This window comes from Roseomonas sp. TF40, from assembly GCF_057219975.1.
Genome location: NZ_JBXVVR010000005.1, coordinates 219,199 through 240,849, shown reverse-complemented (window position 1 = coordinate 240,849; position 21,651 = coordinate 219,199). Strand labels below are relative to the sequence as shown.

Annotated in this window: 16 protein-coding genes and 1 tRNA gene; 10 read left to right on the top strand and 7 right to left on the bottom strand. The window is 69.1% G+C overall.

What is annotated here, in order from left to right; genetic code table 11:
- The first annotated feature begins 79 nt into the window (after positions 1 to 79).
- On the top strand, positions 80 to 859 hold the full coding sequence (locus AC2D9U_RS16170; RefSeq protein WP_484750880.1) for an SDR family NAD(P)-dependent oxidoreductase: 780 nt from the start codon (positions 80 to 82) through the stop codon (positions 857 to 859).
- Here the strand turns inward: AC2D9U_RS16170 and AC2D9U_RS16165 are convergent.
- A complete protein-coding gene (locus AC2D9U_RS16165; RefSeq protein ID WP_484750876.1) occupies positions 854 to 1,525 on the bottom strand; it encodes a GntR family transcriptional regulator in 672 nt (223 codons plus the stop codon). The two genes, AC2D9U_RS16170 and AC2D9U_RS16165, sit on opposite strands and share 6 nt — an antisense overlap.
- A gap of 112 nt (positions 1,526 to 1,637) precedes the next feature.
- Here AC2D9U_RS16165 and AC2D9U_RS16160 point away from each other — a divergent pair, with 112 nt between their 5' ends.
- From AC2D9U_RS16160 to AC2D9U_RS16145, 4 genes are read left to right on the top strand one after another with little or no spacing between them, the layout of a single operon-like run.
- Positions 1,638 to 2,519, top strand: coding sequence for a VOC family protein (locus AC2D9U_RS16160; protein ID WP_484750872.1), 882 nt, complete (start codon positions 1,638 to 1,640; stop codon positions 2,517 to 2,519).
- Positions 2,519 to 4,036: a bifunctional 3-(3-hydroxy-phenyl)propionate/3-hydroxycinnamic acid hydroxylase gene (locus AC2D9U_RS16155; RefSeq protein WP_484750869.1), complete on the top strand. Its 1,518-nt coding sequence runs from the start codon at positions 2,519 to 2,521 to the stop codon at positions 4,034 to 4,036. Before AC2D9U_RS16160 ends, AC2D9U_RS16155 begins: the two co-directional genes overlap by 1 nt.
- Positions 4,033 to 4,878, top strand: a complete 846-nt coding sequence (locus tag AC2D9U_RS16150) for a fumarylacetoacetate hydrolase family protein (protein WP_484750866.1) — start codon at positions 4,033 to 4,035, stop codon at positions 4,876 to 4,878. The genes AC2D9U_RS16155 and AC2D9U_RS16150 overlap by 4 nt, the downstream gene beginning before the upstream one ends.
- Positions 4,879 to 4,909: 31 nt before the next feature.
- Entirely contained in the window at positions 4,910 to 5,881 is a 972-nt protein-coding gene (locus tag AC2D9U_RS16145) for a Bug family tripartite tricarboxylate transporter substrate binding protein (protein ID WP_484750864.1), read from the top strand.
- Here the strand turns inward: AC2D9U_RS16145 and htpG are convergent, their stop codons facing one another.
- Positions 5,882 to 7,690 carry a molecular chaperone HtpG gene (gene htpG / locus AC2D9U_RS16140; RefSeq protein ID WP_484751195.1) on the bottom strand — a complete coding sequence of 603 codons (1,809 nt, stop codon included), beginning with the start codon at positions 7,688 to 7,690 and terminating at the stop codon, positions 5,882 to 5,884.
- A 152-nt stretch (positions 7,691 to 7,842) separates the two neighbouring features.
- On the opposite strand from htpG, the gene AC2D9U_RS16135 reads away from it, so the two are divergent.
- Together AC2D9U_RS16135 and AC2D9U_RS16130 are read left to right on the top strand one after the other, a co-directional pair.
- Positions 7,843 to 7,917: transfer RNA gene (locus tag AC2D9U_RS16135), tRNA-Gly, on the top strand.
- 377 nt (positions 7,918 to 8,294) lie between these two features.
- Positions 8,295 to 8,735, top strand: coding sequence for a cyclic-phosphate processing receiver domain-containing protein (locus tag AC2D9U_RS16130; protein ID WP_484750860.1), 441 nt, complete (start codon positions 8,295 to 8,297; stop codon positions 8,733 to 8,735).
- 435 nt (positions 8,736 to 9,170) lie between these two features.
- Here AC2D9U_RS16130 and AC2D9U_RS16125 read toward each other — a convergent pair whose 3' ends face one another.
- Positions 9,171 to 10,508, bottom strand: a complete 1,338-nt coding sequence (locus tag AC2D9U_RS16125) for an MFS transporter (protein WP_484750856.1) — start codon at positions 10,506 to 10,508, stop codon at positions 9,171 to 9,173.
- Positions 10,509 to 10,713: 205 nt separating this feature from the next.
- Complete coding sequence (locus AC2D9U_RS16120) at positions 10,714 to 11,679, bottom strand: Bug family tripartite tricarboxylate transporter substrate binding protein (protein WP_484750852.1); 966 nt, start codon at positions 11,677 to 11,679, stop codon at positions 10,714 to 10,716.
- Between the two features lie 448 nt (positions 11,680 to 12,127).
- Here AC2D9U_RS16120 and AC2D9U_RS16115 point away from each other — a divergent pair, with 448 nt between their 5' ends.
- Entirely contained in the window at positions 12,128 to 15,658 is a 3,531-nt protein-coding gene (locus AC2D9U_RS16115) for a S8 family serine peptidase (protein WP_484750848.1), read from the top strand.
- A 557-nt stretch (positions 15,659 to 16,215) separates the two neighbouring features.
- Here the strand turns inward: AC2D9U_RS16115 and AC2D9U_RS16110 are convergent.
- The 3 genes from AC2D9U_RS16110 to AC2D9U_RS16100 form a co-directional block, all read right to left on the bottom strand.
- Positions 16,216 to 16,467 carry a hypothetical protein gene (locus AC2D9U_RS16110; protein ID WP_484750844.1) on the bottom strand — a complete coding sequence of 84 codons (252 nt, stop codon included), beginning with the start codon at positions 16,465 to 16,467 and terminating at the stop codon, positions 16,216 to 16,218.
- Positions 16,468 to 16,539: 72 nt separating this feature from the next.
- The gene (locus tag AC2D9U_RS16105) at positions 16,540 to 19,173 is read right to left on the bottom strand and encodes an HAD-IC family P-type ATPase (protein WP_484750841.1); all 2,634 of its coding nucleotides are present in this window, start codon (positions 19,171 to 19,173) and stop codon (positions 16,540 to 16,542) included.
- 124 nt (positions 19,174 to 19,297) lie between these two features.
- Positions 19,298 to 20,122 (bottom strand): universal stress protein, encoded by an 825-nt coding sequence (locus AC2D9U_RS16100; RefSeq protein ID WP_484750838.1) that lies wholly within the window; start codon positions 20,120 to 20,122, stop codon positions 19,298 to 19,300.
- A gap of 289 nt (positions 20,123 to 20,411) precedes the next feature.
- Here AC2D9U_RS16100 and AC2D9U_RS16095 point away from each other — a divergent pair, with 289 nt between their 5' ends.
- Together AC2D9U_RS16095 and AC2D9U_RS16090 are read left to right on the top strand one after the other, a co-directional pair.
- On the top strand, positions 20,412 to 20,762 hold the full coding sequence (locus tag AC2D9U_RS16095) for a helix-turn-helix domain-containing protein (protein ID WP_484750834.1): 351 nt from the start codon (positions 20,412 to 20,414) through the stop codon (positions 20,760 to 20,762).
- Positions 20,762 to 21,454, top strand: a complete 693-nt coding sequence (locus tag AC2D9U_RS16090) for a CBS domain-containing protein (RefSeq protein WP_484750830.1) — start codon at positions 20,762 to 20,764, stop codon at positions 21,452 to 21,454. Before AC2D9U_RS16095 ends, AC2D9U_RS16090 begins: the two co-directional genes overlap by 1 nt.
- Positions 21,455 to 21,651 lie beyond the last annotated feature (197 nt).

The window sequence follows — 21,651 nt, the reverse complement described above, 5'->3', positions numbered from 1 at the left end:
CTCCATCGCGCAGGGCCTCTGTCTGCCCGGCTGCGCGGGGGCTATCCTGCCCCGGCACGGGCGACAACGGGAGGCATCGATGGCGGGAAAAGTGGTGCTGATTACCGGCGCGGGCCGCGGCATCGGCCTGGCCACCGTCCGGCGCTTCCTGGCGGAGGGCTGGCGCGTGGCGCTGCTCGACATCGACGCAGCGCTGCTGCAGGCCACGATGGCCGAACTCGCCCTGCCCGAGCGCACGCTGGCGCTGACCTGCGATGTCGCGGAGCCGAGTGCGATCACCGCCGCCGTGCAGCGCGCCGCCGCGCATTTCGGCCGGCTCGATGCGCTGGTGAACAATGCCGGCACCGCCGTGTTCAAGCCGATGCTCGAGACCACGCCCGAGGAATGGACGCGCGTGCTGGCGGTGAACCTCACCGGGCCGTTTCTCGCGGTGCAGGCGGCCGCACCGCTGATGGCGGCGGGGGGCGGCGGGGCGGTGGTGAACATCACCTCCATCTCCGGCCTGCGCGCCTCCACGCTGCGCGTCGCCTATGGCACCTCCAAGGCCGGGCTCGCGCATCTGACGAAGCAGCAGGCTGTGGAGCTCGCGGGGCTCGGCATCCGGGTGAACGCCGTCGCCCCGGGGCCGGTGGACACGGCGATGGCCAAGGCCGTGCACACGCCCGAGATCCGCGCCGACTACCACGACACCATCCCGCTCAACCGCTACGGGCTGGAGAGCGAGCTGGCGGAGGCGATCTTCTTCCTGTGCAGCGACCGCGCGAGCTACATCACCGGGCAGGTGATCGCGGTGGATGGCGGCTTCCAGGCCACCGGCATCGGCCTGCCGACGCTGCGCGCGGCGCGGCGGAACCTATGACCCTTCGGCGAAGATCGCCCTGTCCTCCAGGATGATCTGCGCCGTCGCGGTGTAGTGGGCGGTCAGCAGCGCGACCGCCGCATCGGCGTCACGCCGCAGCACGGCGGCGAGGATCGCCTGGTGTTCGGCATCCACGTCACGCCGCGGGAAGGCCCGGCGCGCGGCGAGCTTGCGGTAGCGCTGATGGCGATCGGTGAGCTGGCCGCAGAAGCCGATCAACCAGCGTGAGCCGCAATTGCCGACGAGCAGGTTGTGGAAGTCGCGGTGCCGCGCCTCCCACACCGCATCATCGGCCGCGGCCGCGCCATCCGGCCCGCGCGGCGTGCGGGAGAGGCGATGGCCGGCGACCAGCAGGGCTTCCTCCCAGGCCTCGGTGGTCCGGGCCATGGATTCGCGCAGCGCCCGTTCCTCCAGCCAGCAGCGCGTGCGGGTCAGCTCCTGCAGTTCCGCCGCGCTGATGCCCGGCACGGTGAAGCCGCGCTGGTCAGCCACCGCGATCAAGCCATCGGCGACGAGGCGGTTCAGCGCCTCGCGCAGCGGCGTCTGGCCCACGCCGTAGCTCTCCATCAGCGACTTGATCAGCAGGCGCGCGCCGGGCTGCAGCCGGCCGGCGAGGATGTCGGCACGGATCCGCTCATGCACGCTGGTGGCGTGGGTGACGCTCATGACGGCATATCTGGCGCGCGAATCATGCGAATCATATACATTGGGGTTGCGCCTTCCCACAATATCGATCATTCAGATGGGGGTGAGGATGCGGCAAGGACGCAGTCGAGGCATGAGCGAATTCCCGGTGACCGCCCTGCGCAGCGTCGAAATGCTGGTGCCCGACCTCGCCGGGGCGGAGCGCTTCTACACCACCGTCTGGGGCCTCGGCGTCGCCGCGCGGGCGCCGGGCCGGCTCTGGCTGCACGCCACGGGCGCCGATTGCCATGTGCTGGAACTGGCCGAGGCGCCGCAGGCGGCGATCCGCAGCGTGACCTTCCGCGCGCCCGCGCTCGATCCGGTGATCGCCACGGCGCAGGCGGCGGGCGCCGCGCTGCTCGCCGCCCCTGCCCCGCTGGAGGAGCCCGGCGGTGGACAGGCGGCAACGCTGCGCGACCCCTCGGGCTTCGTGCTGCGCCTGGTCAGCGGCGATGCGCCGCGGCAAGCCGACCCGCCGTCGCGCGACCGGGCCGAGCGGCTGGCGCATGTCAACCTCAACTGCACCGATGTCGATGCCACGGCGCGTTTCTTCGAACAGGGCCTGGGCTTCCGCCTCGCGGACCGGTCCAAGCTGATGGCCTTCGAGCGCTGCAACGCCGACCACCACGCCGTGGTCCTGGCGGAGGCGCCGGTCAACGGGCTCAACCATGTCGCCTTCAACATGCCGGATTGGGAATCGGTGATGCGCGCATCGGGGCGGCTGATCGATGCGGGCTTCCCCATCGCCTGGGGGCCGGGGCGGCACGGGCCGGGCGACAATGTCTTCGCCTATTTCATCGACCCCTTCGGCATCGTCGTGGAATACACGGCCGAGGTCGAGCAGGTGGATGAGCACCATGTCGCCCGCGGCCCCGCGCATTGGGTCTGGCCGCCCGGGCGCACCGACCAATGGGGCATCGCGCCGCCCAAGCCCGAGGCGACGAAGCGCGCGCAGCTCGCGATCCTGTTCGCCTGATGCCCGCCGCGCACCACGAAGTCGTCGTCGTGGGCTTCGGGCCGAGCGGCGCGGTCGCCACCGCCCTGCTCGGCCAGCAGGGCTTTCGCACCCTCGCCATCGATCGCGCGCGGGAGATCTACGACAAGCCGCGCGCCATCGCGATCGATCACGAGATCCTGCGCCTGTTCGACAATCTCGGCGTGGCGGAGGCCGTGCTGCCGCATACCGCGCCCTTCCCGGCCTCCGAGCATTTCGGCGTCGAGGGGCAGCTCATCCGGCGCATCGACATGGTGCCCGAGCCCTGGCCGCAGGGCTTCGTGCCGACCATGGTCTTCTCCCAGCCCCCGGTCGAGGCCGCGCTGCGCGCCCATGCGGCGGCGATGCCGGGTGTGCGCGTGGAACTCGGCACCGCCTGCGTCGGCATCACGCAGGATGCGTCGCGCGTCACGCTGCGCCTGCGCCAGGAGGACGGCGTGGAGCGCGAGGTCACCGCCGACCATGTCATCGCCTGCGACGGCGCGTCCTCCTTCATCCGGCAGTCGCTGGGCATCGGCTTCGAGGATCTGGTCTTCGACGAACCCTGGCTGGTGGTGGACCTGCTGGTCACGCCCGAGGCACTGGCGCGGATGCCCGCCAACGCCGCGCAGCATTGCGACCCGGCGCGCCCCATCACCTACATCGTCGGCCCCGGCGCGCATCGGCGCTTCGAGATCATGCTGCTGCCCGGCGAGGATCCGCAGGCCATGCAGGCGCCTGAGATGGTCTGGCCCTTGCTTGCGCGCTGGCTGGCCCCCGGCGAGGCGAAGCTGTGGCGCGCGGCGAGCTATCGCTTCCATGCGCTGGTCGCGCGGGAGTGGCGGCGCGGGCGCATCTTCCTCGCCGGCGACGCGGCGCACCAGCAGCCGCCCTTCATCGGCCAGGGCATGTGCCAGGGGCTGCGCGACGTGGCGAACCTCGCCTGGAAACTCGCCGCACATCGCGACGGCGCGCCGGAGTCGCTGCTCGACAGCTACGGCGTGGAACGCGCGCAGCATGTCCGCACCCTGACCGCGCGCATCAAGGCGATCGGCCGCCAGATCTGCGAGCGCGATCCCGTGGCCGCGCGCGCGCGCGATGCCGCACTGCTCGCCCAGGGGGGCGGCAAGCCACCCGTCGTGACGCGGCAGGAGATCGTGCCGCCGCTCGAAACCGGGCTGCGCGCGGCGGAGGAACACCCCGTGATCGGCACGCTGTTTCCCCAGCCCTGGGTCCGCCAGGGCGACGCTTGGCTGCGGTTCGACAAGGTCACCGGGCCCGGCTGGCAGATCATCCTGGGCCCGGACCAGCCCGACCAGCCCGGTGCCTGGCGCCTCGCGCCCGACGCGCTGGCCGAGCGCGACGGCCTGGTCGCCGCCTGGTTCGCCCGGCATGGCGCCGCAGCCGCCATCGTGCGCCCCGATCGCTATGTCTACGGCGTCGCGCAGGACATTCCCGCCCTGGGCCGGATGCTCGACGATCTTCGCCCCCTGCTGCAACCGAGGAAGAGTACCGCATGAAGCTCGCCAGTTTCCGCCACGCCGGCACCGCAAGCTGGGGCGTGGTCACCGATGGCGCGATCCAGGATGTCGGCGCCGTGCTGCGGCACTTGCCCGACCTGAAGAGCGCCATCGCCGCCGGGGCGCTGGAGGCCGCGCGCGCGGCCGCGCCCGGCGCGCCGCGCATCGCGCTCGAGGCCATCGAGTGGCTGCCGGTCATTCCGAACCCGGACAAGATCCTCTGCATCGGCCTGAACTACGAGGAACACCGCAAGGAGACGGGGCGCGCCGTGGTCGGCCACCCGACCATCTTCACGCGCTTCCCGAACAGCCAGATGGGGCACCTCGCGCCGCTGCTGCGCCCCAAGGTCTCGACCGATTTCGACTATGAGGGCGAGCTGGCGGTGATCCTCGGCACCTCCTGCCGCCATGTCGGGCGCGAGGCCGCGATGGCGCAGATCGCGGGCTTCGCCTGCTACAATGACGGCAGCGTGCGCGACTGGCAGCGCCACACGCACCAGTTCACGCCGGGCAAGAACTTCCCCTCCACCGGCGGCTTCGGCCCCTGGATGGTGACACCCGACGAGGTCGGCGCGCTGGAGGCGCTGCGCCTGCAGACGCGCGTGAACGGCGCGGTGGTGCAGGATGCCACGCTGGGCGAGATGCTCTTCGATATCCCCACCCAGATCGCCTATTGCTCGACCTTCACGCGGCTCGAACCCGGCGACGTGATCGCCACGGGCACGCCCGGCGGCGTGGGCGCCAAGCGCACGCCCCCGCTCTGGCTCAAGCCGGGCGATGTGGTGGAGGTGGAGATCGATCGCATCGGCCTGCTGCACAACGCCGTGCAGGACGAGACCTGACATCGCAACGACCAAGGGGAGGACAAGAACAATGACGCTGCATCGCCGCCTGCTGCTGGCCGGGCTCGCTGCCCTGCCCGCCACGCGCGCCCTCGCCCAGGCCGACTGGCCGCGCCGGCCGATCCGCCTGATCGTCGCCCAGCCGCCGGGCGGCAATCTCGACATCCTGGTGCGCGCCATCGCCGAGGGCCTGCGCAGCGAACTCGGCACCGCGGTGGTGGTGGAGAATCGCGCCGGCGGCAATGGCGTCATCGGCCTCGAGGCCTGCGCGCAATCAACGCCGGACGGCACCACCTTCTGCGCCGTCAACATCGAGAACATGGCGAGCGTGCCGCATGTCGAGCCCGAGCTCTATGCGCGCTACGCCTCGCTGCGCCCGGTCTCGCAGATGGCCAGCGCGCGCAGCGTCATCGTCGGCAGCCTTGATACCCCGGCGGGGGATCTGCGCGCCTTCGTCGCCTGGGCGCGTGGCCGTCCGGGGGTGAATTACGGCTCCTCCGGCAGCGGCTCGGCGCAGCAATTGCTGTTCGAGTGGATGAAGGCGCGCGACGGGCTGCAGATGGAGCACATCCCCTTCCGCGGCATCGGCGACGCCTTCCGCGAATTGGTGGGCGGGCGCATCCAGCTGAGCTACGGCGCGCTCGCACTCGCGCTGCCGCAGATCCGCAGCGGGCGCATCCGCCCGCTCGCCGTGCTCGGCAGCCAGCGCCTGGCCGAACTGCCGGACACGCCTTCGCTCGGCGAGCTTGGCTACGACTACCCCTATGCCGGGCCCTGGTGGGGCCTCGCCGCGCCGGGCGCCACGCCGGAGGCGATCGTCGCGCGCATGTCAGCCGCGGTGCGCAGCGTGGTGACCAACGCCGAATTCGCCGAGCGCATGCTGGCGCCGCAATACTTCAACGGCATCGGCAGCACGCCCGAGGCCTTCGCCGCGGTGATCACCCGCGAACGCGCCGCGAGCCTCGAGCTGGTGCGCCTGGCCGGGCTCGTGCCCGGCCGCTGATCAGCCGATCGCGAGCGCCTGCGCGACGCGCCGCGCGAAGGCGGCCGGGTCGCGCGGCGTGTCGCCATCCTGCAGCCGCGCGAGGTCGAGCAGCAGCCCGGCCAGCTCGGCGATGTCGCCTTCCTCCCGGGCGAGCCGCGCGATCAGCGCGTGGCGCGGGTTGATCTCGAGCACCGGCAGCCCGCCGCCACCACCACGCCCCGCACGGCGCAGCAGGCGCTGCATCTGAAGGTCAGGACCGTATTCAGGCGCTGCGAGCACCACCGCGGACTCGACCAGCCGCTCCGTCGCGCGCACGGCGGAAACATGGTCCTTCAACGCCTCCTGCAGGCGTGGCAGGAGCGCGGTGACATCCGCAGCCTCGCGCGCCGGCGCCTCGACCGCGATGGCGGAAAGATCGATGGTACCCTGCGTGATGCTGCGGATCGGCTTGCCTTCGAAGCTGCCCAGCCGCTCGGGCCAGAAGGAGTCGATCTGATCGTCCAGCAACAAGACCTCCACGCCACGCGCGCGGAAGCCCTCGAGTTGCGGTGAGGCGGCGAGCGCGGCCGCATCGTCGCCGACCAGGATGTAGATCGCCTCCTGCCCGGGCTTCATGCGCCCGACGTATTCCGCCAGCGAGGTCCAGCCCTCGACCGCGGAGGAACGCGCGCGCAGCAGGGCTGCCACCTCGGCACGATGCTCCGCATCCTCCCAGATGCCTTCCTTCAGCACCGTGCCGAAATTCGCCCAGAACCCGGCATAGGATTCGGCATCCTTCGCGCGCGTCTTGAGCTCATTCAGCACACGTGTCGTGACCGCACGGCGAATGCGCGCCAGCGCGGGCGTCGCTTGCAGCATCTCACGGGACACGTTGAGCGGCAGGTCCTCGGTATCCACCACGCCGACGACGAAGCGCAGCCAGGGCGGCAGCAGCTCGGCCTTGTCGGTGATGAACATGCGCCGGACATGCAGGCGCACGGCGGAGAGGCGCTCCCCCTCCACGGGCTGGAAGGGCTTCATGCCGGGGATGTAGAGCAGCGCCGTGAAATCGGCCGCGCCCTCGGCACGCCAGTGCAGCGTGGCCCAGGGCTTGTCGAAGACATGGCCGAGATGGCGGTAGAATTCGGTGTGCGCCTCCTCGCCCACCTCGGCCTTGGGCTTGCGCCAGAGCGCGGTGCCCTCATTCGCGGCTTCTTCCTTGCCGTCCTCGACGATCAGGATCGGGATGGTGATGTGGTCAGCCCATTTGCGGATGATGGTGTGCAGGCGCAGCGGCTCGAGGAATTCGGCGGCATCCTCCTTCATGTGCAGGACGATGTCGGTGCCGGCCTCCGCACGGGTGGCGGGTGCCAGCGTGTAGCTGCCCTTGCCGTCCGAGGCCCAGGTCCAGGCCTCCTCGGCCCCGGCGCGACGCGAGGTGACCTCGACGCGATCGGCGACCATGAAGGCGGAGTAGAAGCCGACGCCGAACTGGCCAATCAGGTTCGGCCGCTCACCTTCCGGTGCCTCGCCGATGGCGCGCGCGAAGGCCAGGGTGCCGGAGCGCGCGATGGTGCCCAGGTGCTCGGCGAGTTCGGACTTGGACATGCCGATGCCGGGGTCGGAGAGGGTGAGTCGGCGGGCGGGCTTGTCGGGCAGGATTCGCAGCCGCGCCTCGGCCGGCAGGGACAGGCCGGGCTGTGTCAGGGCTTCGAACCGGCGCCGGTCCACGGCATCAGCGGCATTGGCCACGAGTTCGCGGAGGAAGATCTCGCGCTCGGAGTAGAGGGCGTGGACCACGAGGTCGAGCAGCCGGCCCACTTCGGCGCCGAATTCGTGCTTTTCCATGGTTTCGCTCACGGGGAGGGTTCCTCATCGAGGGATGACGTGCGGGCGGCGATATGCGGGGCAGGCGGGGGGGATTCAACCATCTGACGCCCGTGCCCGCCCCCCTCTTGCAAAGCGCAGGAACCGTGGTAGGTAAGCGGCCCGCACGGAGCGCGGGCGTAGCTCAGGGGTAGAGCACAACCTTGCCAAGGTTGGGGTCGAGGGTTCGAATCCCTTCGCCCGCTCCAGTTTTCCTCACAAAATCAATCGCTTACCACCCACTCTGTGGGGCCGCCTATCGGAACACGTGTTCCTGGGGGCCGGATAGGGTGCCGTTTACGTTTGGCTGTGGGCGATTTTGGGCGAACGCCGGCGAACCGTGGGCCGTTAGGCAGTCCTCAGGTCGCTAGATGTGGGGGCATGAATGCGGCCCCACGAAATGCGCCGGCACTGGCGCAAGTCGGCGGAACAGCGAGCACAATCCTGAATGACAAGTTGGTAGTGGTCCTCGACAATCGAAGGATGAACACAAGCGCCTCCCCTGATTGACCCTGCCCCCTGGCATGCCACCGCTTGCGCAACGGTCTATGATACCCTGGCGCCGCACCCCGCCACGGAAAGCGCTATGCAACGCCGGATCCGCATCCTGCTCATCGAGGACGATGCCCGCCGCATCGAGCGCCTGAAGTCCTGGCTGCCATCAGACTTCGTCGTCATCGAGGCTCGAAGCGCCGGGCGGGCCATTGGCCTTTTTGTGCGCCACCGCGAAGGAGAATTGGCCGGCATCATGCTGGACCACGACCTGCAAGCGCAGGCTGCCACTGCGGAAGACCGCTATCTTTCGGGCAGCAACGTCGTGGATCTGATCGTGCAGCATGTCGAGAAAGACGTGCCGGTCTTCGTCCACTCGACCAACACGACCGGCGGCCCAGCAATGGCGAAGCGTCTCGACGGCGCAGGGTTCTGGGTCACCCAGGTGCCCATGTATGCGCTGACCCCTGCGATCTTGTCGGAGTGGATTGATGACGTCCGCGAACTTCACGCAGACCGATCCGGCGATACCTGAAGCCGCTTGCGGTGGCCAGCGACAGCGGCGCGGAACTGACCTCGACCTCGATCCTGCGTTGGTCGCAGGAGCGGCACGTGGAGTGGCACTACATCGCCCCGAGGAAGCCCACCCAGAGCGCGTTCGGCGAGAGATGCGAGACGATGGACGGCGCTTCAGTTGCGCGAACCTTCGGGGGGCGAGGGCCAGAATCGCTTGGTCGTCCACCTGCCCGAGGTTCTCCAGCGGGAGCACGCGCCGACCATCGACCGACTACCGGACCTCCCACCGAAGCTCGTGTCGTTCCGGCGTCGCGCCTTGGCGCTCGCATCTCGCTGATTGATGGGGACGTCTTGAGCAACGCCTGCCAGCGGCGGTGGCAACTTCATCAGCGGCAAGGCGAGCGGGACGGACGGCAACATCGCCACGGAGAATGCGCCGTCCCACCTCGCCGCATCACACTGGCGCCCGCACAAGCCGCATTCCTCCGTGCTGCCGCATCAGAAGAGCGCCGATCAGCGCCACTTGCGCCAGGCCGAACGCGATCCCGACCCACCAGGCCGCGGCGTAGAAGCCCACGCGGTCATAGATCGCACCCGCCATCCAGGCGCCGAAGGCCATGCCGGCAAGGCTGCACATCAGCAGCGCCGGCACGCGCCAGGTGACCTCCACGGCCGGGAACAACTCCCGCACCGCGAGCACATAGGCCGGCACGATCCCGCCAAAGCCGAGGCCATAGGCGGCGGCCGCGAAGAACAGCCCCGCCTCGTCCTGCGTCGCGAGGAAGCCGAGCATGCCAACGACCTGCGCCAACCCGCCGACGAAAACGGTCCACAACCCGCCGATACGATCCGACAACCAGCCCCAGAATTGCCGAGCCACGAAGGCCGAGAGCAGAAGAACCGAAAGCATCGCAGCGCCAACCGAACTCCGGATGCCGAGGTCGCCGCAGAAGGCAACGAGATGCGCCGCCGGCATCGCCATGGGCACGCAGCACAGGAAGCTGCCGAGCGCCATCAACCCCAACGCCCGGTTCGGCGGCATCCCCAGCACCCGCGCGCCGGGCAGCGATCTGATCGAGCCAGGACCGCTGAGCGGCACCGGCGGCGGCCGCAACACCAGAGCGGCCAGCGTGACGATGACGGAAGCGGCGACGACGCCATAGAGCAACATGGTCCGCTGCCAACCGAAGGCCGCGATGCTCCATTGGAACAGCGAAGGCCAGACGAAACCGGCGACATATTGTCCGGAGGAAACGAGAGCCAGCGCCGTCCCGCGCCGCCGGTCGAACCACAACGAGACATAGGCCAGCATCGGCGGAAACAGCGCGCCATTGCCAAACAACCCAACGCCGATGCCGATCCCCACCAGAAGCGACCAGGGCTCGCCGAAGGAGGCGATGACCAGCCCGGCCAGGATCGCGAAGCCGCCCAGCATGGCCACGGCACGCTGCCCGAACCGCCCAGCCATGAGGCCGCAGGCCACGCCGCCAACGCCCGTGCCGAGATAGGCGAGAGAGGTGGCGAGCGAGGGCAGCGACCGCCCCGCGCCGAGCGTCTCGGCGATGGGGACCAAGCCGACAACAACGGTGAGCGGCGCGCCTGCGGCGAAGGACAGCATTGTCAGCGCGGCAGCGGCGATGATCCAGGAATGGCGCGATTCGATGGTGTGGATTGCGCCCGTGCCGATACCGCGTGTTTCCCCCATGGCGGAAGTCTCGCCGCGCCGACCGCCCGCGACAAGCCCCAGCATGCACATGGCGCCGGAGGTCGTGGCGATGACCGCATCGCCCATCATCGCGCCGCTCCATCAAGCCTGATGAGGATGATGGCGCGGCCATCGCGTGATGGAGGCAAACTGCCCGCGCTGCGATGGTAACCGGAATCAAGCCGTCTCTGGGCGCCGTGAGACGTGCCCAGAGGGCTGGGACGACTGCGGCGGCGCGCCTACGCGGTGCCGGATGTCACGCGCTGCCGATCCCCACAGGCACCACCGCTGCCTAATCGACCGTGATCCCCCGCTCGCGCACGATGGGTCCCCACTTCGCGCGCTCCACCGCCAGCGCCTCGGTCATCTGCTCCGGCGTCGTCCAGCGCGGCTCGAGCCCGTTGCGGTTCATCACAGCGATCACCTCGGGGTCGGCCAGCGCCAGGCGCATCGCGGCATTGACGCGCGCGATCGCGTGCTCCGGCGTGCCGCGCGGGGCCAACACCGCATACCAGGACGGCACGTCGAAGCCCGGCAGGCCGGATTCGGCGACGGTCGGGATCTCGGGCATCAGCCGTGAGCGCTCGATGTGCGGCACCGCCAGCGCGCGCAGCTTGCCGTCACGCACCTGCGTCAGCACCGAGGCCGCGGTGGCGAAGGAAAAATCGACGCGTCCGGCCAGCAGATCGGTCATGACCAGCGCGCCGCCGCGGTAATGCACCGCGGTGGTCTCCGTCCCCGCGATGCGGTCGAACAGCAGCCCCGCCAGATGCGGCCCGCCGACGATGCCGCTGGTGCCGTAGGACAGCCGCCCCGGTGCGGCCTTGGCCGCGGCGACCAGCTCGGAGACGCTGCGCCAGGGGCGATCGTTCGGCACCACCAGGATGTTGAACAGGTCGACCGCCACCGAAACCGGCACCAGGTCGCGCGCGGGGTCCACCGGCAGGCGCATCACCATCGGGCTGACCACGAGCGAGCCGATCGTCGCGAGCAGCAGCGTGTGGCCATCGGCCGGGCTGCGGACGACCAGTTCGGTGGCCAGGTTGCTGCCCGCGCCGGGGCGGTTCTCGACGATCACCGGCTGGCCCAGCGCCTCGCTCATCTTCGGCGCCATGGTGCGGGCCGAGATGTCGGTGGCACCGCCCGGCGTGAAGCCGACGACGAGCCGCAGCGGACGGTTGGGAAAGCCCTCCTGCGCCAGCGCCGGGGCCGGCAGGGCGGCGGCGGCAAGCAGGGCGCGGCGGCGGATGGCAGGCATGGCGTTTCGTCCCCGGATTGGCGCTGGTTGCCGCCTTATCGCACGAAGCGCGGAGGCGGCGAAGCGGTGCGGCAATCGCGTGCTAGCGGCCGGATGGTCGTCTCGGCCTGCGGCAAGGCAATGGCGCAGGCGGCGTCTTCTCGAAGCTCGCTCACCAGGGCTGTGCCTTGCTCGAGGCCAGGATCCACGTGATCTGCGGCAAGCCGATGGCGCCTGGCGCGGGCTGGCGATCCCGCCCTCCTGGTCGGCGCCCCTGCGACGCGTGCCGGCGCGCGGCATCCTCTGCCCCGGCGCAGGCATCTCCCGCGCCAGGGTGTGCGGCCGAACGCCGACCCCGCCATCCTCGGGACGCCGCGCGCCTGCCGTTGACGCAACGAAGCCTCCCAGTACCATTCCGTGATCCGAGACTGGGGTCCGCGGCATGAGCGTCAGCAACAAACAACGTCCCATGCGCGAGGAGTCGCCTCCCGTCGCCGCGACCCTTGTCAGCCAGGCCTTCGTACCAGGCGAACCGCTCTACGGCCCGGCGGCAGGACAGCAATGGCATTTCTTTCGCATCGGCAACATCGAGCGGATCTGGGACGAGTACACGGGTGCCGGCGTGGCCGTTGGCGTCTACGATGACGGCGTCCAGTACACGCATCCGGACCTCGACGGGAATTACGACGCGTCCCGCCACGTCGTGATCGAGGGTGTGACCTATGATGGCGCGCCGGTCGGCGACAACGGCCACGGTACCGCGGTGGCCGGGCTGATCGCCGCGGAGAACGACGGCGTCGGCGCCGTCGGCGTGGCCTTCGACGCCTCCATCACCGGCATCCCGATCTTCAGTACGGGCGACAGCGCCATCGATGTCGGCCAGGCCAGCGCCACCGACGCCCCGTTCTTCGAGGCGATCCGCCTGTCCGGCACCTTCGACATCGTCAACAACAGCTGGGCCTGGCGTTCCATTTTCGGCGACTACTCCAACGTCCGGGTCGAGTTCAGCTTCGCCCGCGTGATCCTCGATGCCTGGCACGATGCGGTGGCGCAGGGGCGCGGTGGCCTGGGCACCATCGTGGTGCATGCGGCTGGCAACGATCAGTCCGACAGTGCCTTCGACAGCGTGAAGACCGACCGCGTGATCCTGTCGGTGGCGGCGGTGGACATCGATTCGGTGGGGCGTGACATCTCGGCCTCTTCCTTCTCGAATCACGGCGCTGCCATTCTGGTCGCCGCGCCGGGCGCCGCTCTCGCCACCACCGACCTTGTCGACGCGCAGGGCTATGACACGGCCTCCAGCGCCGGGGGTGGGGATTACGTCGAGTTCGTCAGCGGCACCTCCTTGTCCGCGCCGATCGTCTCGGGCGTCGTGGCCCTGATGCTGGAGGCCAATTCCAGCCTCGGCTGGCGCGATGTGAAGGATATCCTCGCCGCTTCGGCGACGCGGGTTGGCGGGCAGCTTGGCGCCACCGCGCCCTATTTCAACGAGAACGGGGTCTGGCAGATCAACGGCGCCGAGGGCTGGAACGGCGGTGGGATGCATATCCACACCAACTACGGCTACGGCATGGTCAACGCCTACAACGCCGTGCGCATGGCCGAGGTCTGGAATCGATTCACACCGTCGCCCGAAACCTTGGCCAACGAGATCCGCCGCACGACCGGCGTCATCCAGGGGGACATCGACCCGGGCAGCACCGCGGACACCAACATCCCCGACCTCGGCACGCTGACCCGGACCTTCGCCTTCTCGGGCGATATCGAGATCGACCATGTCCAGTTCGTGCTCAGCGTCAGCCACCCCACCTATAGCTTTGACCTGCGGATCGAGCTGATCTCCGCCGCAGGCACGCGCATCCAGCTCTGGGGCGATCAGCAGATCGGTGGCAACACCGTGATCATCGAGGCTCCCAATACCGTCGCCGGCTGGAGCTATGGCATCGAGGGGCTGCGCGGCGAGGATCCGAATGGCACCTGGACGCTCGAGATCACGGATGTCGCGCCAGGGGATTCCGGCTGGCTGAACTGGTTCGAGCTGAACATCTACGGCAGCCCGGCGACGACGAACGACGTCTTCCACTTCACCGACGAATACGCGGAGATGGCGGCGTTCCAGAGCGCGCGCCGGACCATCGCCGACAGCGACGGCGGCATCGATTGGATCAACGCCGCGGCGGTCACCACCGGTTCGGCCATCGACCTGCGTGACGGCCGGGACTCCAGCATCGACGGCACCACCGTCACCATCGCCGCCGGCACCGCCATCGAGCACGCGATCGGCGGCGACGGCCAGGATAGCCTCATGGGCAATGACGGGGGCAACCAGCTTCTCGGCATGCGCGGCGACGACCGCCTGGATGGCGGGGATGGGACGGATACGCTCGAGGGTGGCGCGGGTGCCGACTGGCTCGATGGCGGCGGCGACAATGACCGCCTGTTCGGTGGCGAGGGCGATGACACGCTCGACGGCGGCGACGGGAACGACACCATGGTGGGCGGGCGCGGCGGCGACCAGTTCGGCGGCGGCGCCGGCACACATGACATCGTGAGCTACGCCGGTCCGGACGCCGTACAGGCCGGGCTCAGCTTCAGCCTGCCCAATCTCGGCGCGGCCGAGGGCGATGCGATCTATGGCGGTATCGAAGGCCTTGAAGGCAGCGACGCCAATGACACGCTGGGCGGCGATTTCGAGGACAACTTCCTCTACGGCCGGCATGGCAACGATCTGCTGTATGGCTTCGAGGGCCTGGACGTCCTGGAGGGTGGCGATGGCAATGACACGCTGCTCGGCGATTCCGGCGATGACACGCTGAATGGCGGGCTCGGTGCCGACAGCATGGAGGGCGGTGAAGGCAACGACTCCTATCGTGTCGATGATCCCGGCGACGTTCTGACGGAACAGCCCAACTCAGGCTACGACCGGGTCATTGCCTCGATCAGCCATGCACTGGTCGCCGAAGTCGAACGGCTGACCTTGTCCGGCTCGGCCAACCTGAACGGCACGGGTAATGCGCTCGCCAATCGGCTGGACGGCAATGCGGGTGCCAACATCCTCGATGGGGGCGAGGGCAACGACGCGCTCATTGGCGGGGCGGGCAATGACACGCTGATCGGCGGCGCTGGACACGACGCACTCAATGGGGGGCGGGGTGCCGACAGCCTCGATGGCGGCGAGGGGCGCGACATGCTCTCCTATGCAGGTTCAGCCCATGGCGTTGTGGTGAACCTCGCCGCGCAGACCGTCGCGGCGGGAGATGCGGAAGGTGACAGGATCTCGGGTTTCGAGAACGTCTCCGGCGGTCAAGGTGCGGACCACCTGACCGGCGATGCGTTCGCCAATGGGCTGAGCGGCGGCGGGGGCGCCGACACGCTGATCGGCGGTGCCGGCAACGACGCACTCAATGGCGGTCAGGGTGCCGACAGCCTCGATGGTGGCGAGGGGCGCGACATGCTCTCCTATGCAGGCTCAGCCCATGGCGTTGTGGTGAACCTCGCCGCGCAGACCGTCGCGGCCGGCGATGCGGAGGGTGACTGGATATCGGGCTTCGAGAACGTCTCCGGCGGTCAGGGTGCCGACCACCTGACCGGCGATGGGTTCGACAATGTGCTGATCGGTGGCGCGGGCGCTGACACGCTGATTGGCGGCGCTGGCCACGACGTGCTGCATGGCGGGCTGGGTGCCGACAGCATGATGGGCGGTGAAGGGGCGGACCGTTTCCTGTTCCGGAGCGTCAGCGAAGCCAATGGCGATGTGATCGCCGATTTCAGCGCAGCGGAGGGAGACAGGATCGATTTGCGCGCCATTGACGCGAATGCCTTGGATCCCGCCCTGCATTCCTTCACCTGGATCGATGGCGCCGCCTTCACCGGTGTGAGCGGCCAGTTGCGCTTTGCCGGCGAGGTGCTGGAGGGGGATGTACAGGGCGATGGCCTGGCCGACTTCCGGATCACCCTGAGCAGTGTCGCTTCTCTCTCGGCCGGGAACATCCTGTTGTGATTCCAGGTCTGGTCGTGCATCTGCAGCGGCTCGTTGCCGCATCCACCGGAAAGCGACCGGAGCGGCCCGGCGGACAGGACGGTGCATTCGCCTCCGGCTGTCGCACGGGGCGTCATTCAGGCGCGGTTCACGCCCTGACGTCTTTCGCCATGACCGGCATTGGCACGACTTCGGCAGAACATGCGCTGGGCTGACGGATAGGCCGCGGCTGCAATGGGGACATCGGCGGCAGTGCAAGCCGAACAGATGCCGCTGCATGGCACGCCTGACGGCAGTGCCCCTGCCCCCCCATTGATGCCCTCGGTGATGGGCAGAGCCTGATCTCACTTGCCCCGGTGCGGGGCGGTTTGCAGAGGCCGCTGGGGTGAGACCGTTCAGGCTCGTGTGCGGGCGGGTCGTGTTGTCCTCGCGCCTCCCTGCTTCGATGATCCGACATGCCACGCGCCGGCTGGGGCCGAGCAACGAAAGAGCACAGGAAGGTTGAACGGATGTCAGGCACGGAACGCGCGGGGGACGCGACGCTGCGCTGTCGCAGGAGTTCACCTGACCCCAGGTGACTACTCGACGGCGTCGGGGGCGAACACGTCCACGAGAAGCCGGGTCCAGCCAACCGAGAGGCGAAGCAAGAGCAGGGCTTCGATCAGTGCCAGGGCGATGCTGAATCGTCCGAGAAAGCCGTCGGAGAAGCTCCACAGGGCAAGTGCGAGGCCCGTCAGGGCAATCTGGTAGGAGAGCGGCATGTGCCCAAAGGGTGGGAGGATGAAGAGGGCCACCCCGACGACAAACGTGACGGCGGCGACAAGGGTCATCGCCATGGGGATGCTCGGTGCGCCTCTGCCCGGAACCATGGTGGAGAGCCTACACTCCGAACATGCGCTGCCTCACCCTGTCACCATCCTGCCGCGGCCCTTCAAGCCCAACCTTATCTGCTTCTCGATCTCGATGATCGCGAAGAAGACTGCACCCACGGCGACGATGAGCAGGCCGTCGGCCGGCGGAATGGGCTCGGTGCCCAGCAATGCCTGGAGCGGCGAGAGGTAGGTGACGGCGAACTGCGCCGCGGTGATGACGATGACCACGGTCCAGACGACCTTCGTCCCCTTCGCGGCGTCCCAGGTCAGCGAGGTGCCGTGGATGTTGCGGATGAAGAAGAGGTGGAAGATCTCCAGCACCACCAGCGTGTTCATCGCCATCGTCTGCGCCAGCGGCAGCGAATACCCCCGGTCGATCGCATAGCTGAAGACGCCGAAGACCGCGGCCAGGAACAGGAGCGCCACCATCACCACGTGCCAGACGAGTTCGCCCGCGAGGATCGGCGCATCGCGAGAGCGGGGCGGTCGGGTCATGGTCCCCGCCTCGGTCGGCTCGAAGGCCAAGGCGAGGCCGAGGGTGATCGCCGTGATGAGGTTGATCCAGAGGATCTGCACGGCGGTAACCGGCAGGGCCAGTCCCGCCAGCAGCGCCAGGGCGATCACCATGGCTTCCCCCGCATTGGTGGGAAGGGTCCAGCTGATCACCTTCTTGAGGTTGTCGTAAGCCGTCCGCCCCTCGCGCACCGCGGCGGCGATGGAGGCGAAGTTGTCGTCCGCGAGCACGAGATCGGCCGCCTGCTTCGCCGCCTCGGACCCCTTCAGGCCCATCGCGATGCCCGCATCGGCGCGTTTGAGCGCCGGCGCGTCGTTCACACCGTCGCCGGTCATCGCGACGGTCAAGCCATTGGTCTGCAGCGCGGTCACCAGGCGCAATTTGTGTTCAGGGCTGGTGCGCGCAAAGACGTCGACCGAGACCACCTCCAGCGCAAGCTGCGCTTCGTCCAGCTTGTCGAGATCGGCCCCCGTCAGCACGCGGTGGGCGTTTTCCAGCCCGATCTGCGCGGCGATCGCCGCGGCGGTGCCGGCATGGTCGCCGGTGATCATCTTGACCCTGATCCCCGCAGCCCGGCATTCCGCCACGGCCGCGATGGCCTCGGGCCTGGGCGGGTCGATCAGCCCGAGGAGGCCGAGGAAGGTGAGGCCCCCCTCCAGCGCGGCGGCGTCGATGCGCTCGCCCGCCTCGGCTCGCTCGGCCAGCGCCAGGACGCGCAGGCCGCGCCGCGCCATGGCGTCGGCCCGGTCGTGCCATTGCTTGTAGTCGATGCCGCCGCACATGCGCAGGACCCGCTCCGGCGCGCCCTTCACATGGACCAGGCGGCCTGCAGGGCCCTCGCTCAGTACGGCCATGAAGCGATGGCGACTGTCGAAGGGGATCGCATCCAGCCGCCGCGCCGCATGACTGCCGCCGATCTTGCCGGCAAAGGCCAGCAGCGCCCCCTCCATGGGGTCACCTTCCATCATCCACTGCGCGTCTTCGCGATGCAGCGCGGCGTCATTGCAGAGCGCCGCCGCAAGGGCGAGGCGCGACAGGTCGCCAGACGGTTCTACCGAGCCCTCAGGCGCATAGCCCTCGCCACCCATCTGGAACGCGCCGGCGGGCGTCTCGGCGGCGGTCACGACCATTTCGTTGCGGGTCAGCGTCCCGGTCTTGTCGGTGCAGATCGCCGAGACCGAGCCGATCGCCTCGATCGCCGGAAGGCGACGCACGATCGCATGGCGCCGCGCCATCGCCTGCACGCCGATGGCGAGCGTGATGGTCATGACCGCAGGCAGGCCTTCCGGGATTGCCGCGACCGCCAGGCCGACGACCGCCATGAACAGATCGGCAAAGGCCTGATGCCCGACGAAATAGCCGTAGAGCAGCAGAAGGCCCGAAACGAGCAGGATCAGGAAGGAGAGCCAGCGCGCGAAGTGGTCCATCTGCGCGACAAGCGGCGTGGTCAGCTGCTCGACCTCGGCGAGAAGGCCGCCGATCCGCCCGATCTCGGTCCTGGCGCCGGTGGCGATCACGACGCCGCGCGCCGTGCCCTGCGTGACCAAGGTGCCGGACCACATCATGGATCGCCGGTCGCCCAGGGCGGCATCGGTGGGCACTGGCTCCACAGACTTCTCCACGGGCACCGATTCGCCCGTGAGGATCGCCTCCTGCGCCGCCAGCCCGCGCGCCTCGATCAACCTCAGGTCGGTGGGCACCTTGTCCCCCGCTTCCAGCAGAACGATGTCGCCTGGCACGAGGTCCGCGCCATCCACGCTCGTCCGCCGTCCATCGCGCAACACGGCGGCACGGGGGGCAAGCATTTGTCGAATTGCCGCCATCGCGGCCTCGGCCTTGCCCTCCTGGATGAAGCCGATGGCCGCGTTGGCCAGCACCACGGCGAGGATCACCCCGGTGTCCACCCAATGCTGCAGAGCCGCGGTCACCGTGGCCGAACCAAGCAGCACGTAGATCAGGACGTTATGGAATTGGGCCAGGAACCGCAGGAGCGGCCCGCGTGTCCGGGCCTCGGGCAGCCTGTTGGGCCCGTGCGCCGCCCGCCTGAGCGCCGCCTCGGTCCCGGTCAGGCCTTCGGGCTGCGTGGCGGCGCGCCTCATCGCGTCTTCCGAGGCGAGGCTGTGCCACGCGGTATCCCCGCTGCTTGTCATGGGCTCCGATGCCGATCTCGAACCACGGTGCTGGGCGCCTGCCCCCGAGAGGTGGCCCGTCCACCCATGGCTCGACGAGAAGGCGCCGGGCGCATCAGGTGGACGGGTCGTCCGACCGACAGGTCTATGCGGCCAGCAGCGTGGGCAGAGCCGGACCCCGGTCGAGCAGGTCCATCGTCGCGCTGCCGAACACCAGGTTGTGCAGGGGCGCGTGGCGGACGGCGCCCATCACCATCATGTCCGCCTGGACCTCCCGCGCAACATCCAGGATGGCAGCGCCGACCCCACCGCGACCCCGCTGGACGGGACGGAAGGCCGCATGCGCGCCATGGCGCGCGAGCAGATGTGCCAGCTCGACACCCGACTGGCCCTGCCGGAACTCCTTGTCATCCGTGACACTCACGACGGTGACCGCCTCTGCCCGCCTGATGAACGGGAGTGCGCCATGGACCGCGCGAACCGACGCGGGTGAAGCATCCCAGGCCAGGACAATGCGCGACGGAGGGGAGGCAACGGCGCGGCCGGGCGGCACGAGCAGCAGCGGCCGCCCGGAGGAGAAGATGCCGGCGGATGCGACGAAGCGCCTGCCGATATCCGCACCCGGACCGAATGACACGATCCCGAGGTCGCTGACGCGCATCTGGTCGGCGAGGACCTCGCCGACACCATAGGCGAAGCTGCTGCGGCCGCGCACCTCGAACCGGAGACCCCGCGCCTCCAGCACCTTCTGTACGCGCAGGGTCGCCGCATTCTCGCGGGCGATGAGGTCCTGATCGGTCAGCGACGTGATGTCCGCGCCCGATGCGTCGCGAAAGGCGCCGACCGCGAAGACGAGGGCCGTCACATGTGCGGCGTGGGACTCGGCGATCGCCAACGGCAGCGCAAGGCACGCATCCACCGTTTCCGGAGCGCCGGGCTCCACATGCAGCGCGATCGTCGTAATGGCCACGATGTTTTCTCCTCAAGATTGACGCGGATCGCGTGGTTCAGGCGCATGAGAAGACGGCTCGATTGCGAAGCGGGGTGGGTCGTTGCAACGGAACAATCTGCCGTTTGCACTACCCGTGACCGTCGCCGCCTTCCCACACAGCAGGCCGAGATCTGCGGGGCAGCCTTCGAGCCGCCCACGCTCAGATGCACTCAACGACGCTCAACGGGCATTGATGTACGTCAATGCGGTCACGTTGCGATTCCTGCGACTGTACCGGCATGGAAGGGCGGCAAACCGGAGTGGCGCGATGCTGACGCGGCGATTCCTGACCGTGAAGGAAGTTGCGGATCTGGTTCAGGTGTCGGAGGCGAGCGTCCGTCACTGGATCAAGCTGCAGCAGCTCCGGGCAATCGATCTCGGGCGCGAGTGGCGCGTCATCCCGCGCGACCTCGAGGCCTTTCTGGCCCGGCTTGCGACCAGCGGCGCGGCGAGCCTCCCTGTCGACCCCGGCGGCGGAGCGAGCCTCGTCCGTGGGAAGGATGGCGATGCGCCATCAGACCCTCTGGATCATCGGTCACAACCCCGTGCCGCGCGGGGCAGTCATTCATCCGATGCGGCCGCTCGCGGGGCGAACCGCGGCAAGGAGAAAGAGGCGTGATGCTGGCGCGTGATCTGATGTCGACCGGACTCCTCACCTTCCCGCCGGATATGGGCCTGGAGGCGGCGGCCCGCGCCATGGCCGAACGCGGCGTCTCGGGCGCGCCAGTGGTGCGCGAGGACGGGCAGCTCGTCGGCATCATCACCGAAGGCGATCTGATCAAGAGGCTTGCAGCGCCTTCGGCGCCGAAGACGGGCTGGTTCGCCAGCCTGTTCCGCGGGCCCGAGTTGGAGGCTGCGCGCTTCGCACGGAGTCATGGCCGCACGGTGAAGGATGCCATGACCATGGATCTGGCAAGTGTGGGTGAGGATGCGACGGCCGAGGAGATCGCTCACATCATGGAGACGCGCGGGGTGCGCCGCGTGCCCGTGCTCCGCGACGGTGTATTGGTCGGTGTCGTCTCGCGCGCCGACCTGCTGCGCGCCATCATCATCGACGAAGGCGACACCACCGCCGCCCGGTCGGATGCGCAGATCCGGCGTGCACTCTCCACTGCGCTGCACGCGCAGTCCTGGTTCGACAACCAGCTCATGTTCTTCGATGTCGCCGATGGAGTCGTACGCCTGCATGGCTTCTGCGGGTCCGAGGACATCCGGCGCGCCCTTCGGGTGCTTGCCGAGGGACTGCCCGGCGTCAAACGCGTGGAGACCGAATTCTCCGCGCCGCCGCCCTTCCTGCTGGGCGCACGCTAGGCGCGCCGCGACGCTGCCCATCGAGGGAGCCTGCCAACGCCCAAGACCATGAAGGCCACCGTCCTCGTCGAACCCGGAGGAATCGAGCTGCGCGAGACGCCCGTCGCCTCCCGCGCCGCTGCGGGGCTGCCGGCCCGACACCAGAGAACGAGGCCGCCCAGATGACCAAGGCGGGCCGTGGATTCGAACGCGTGGAC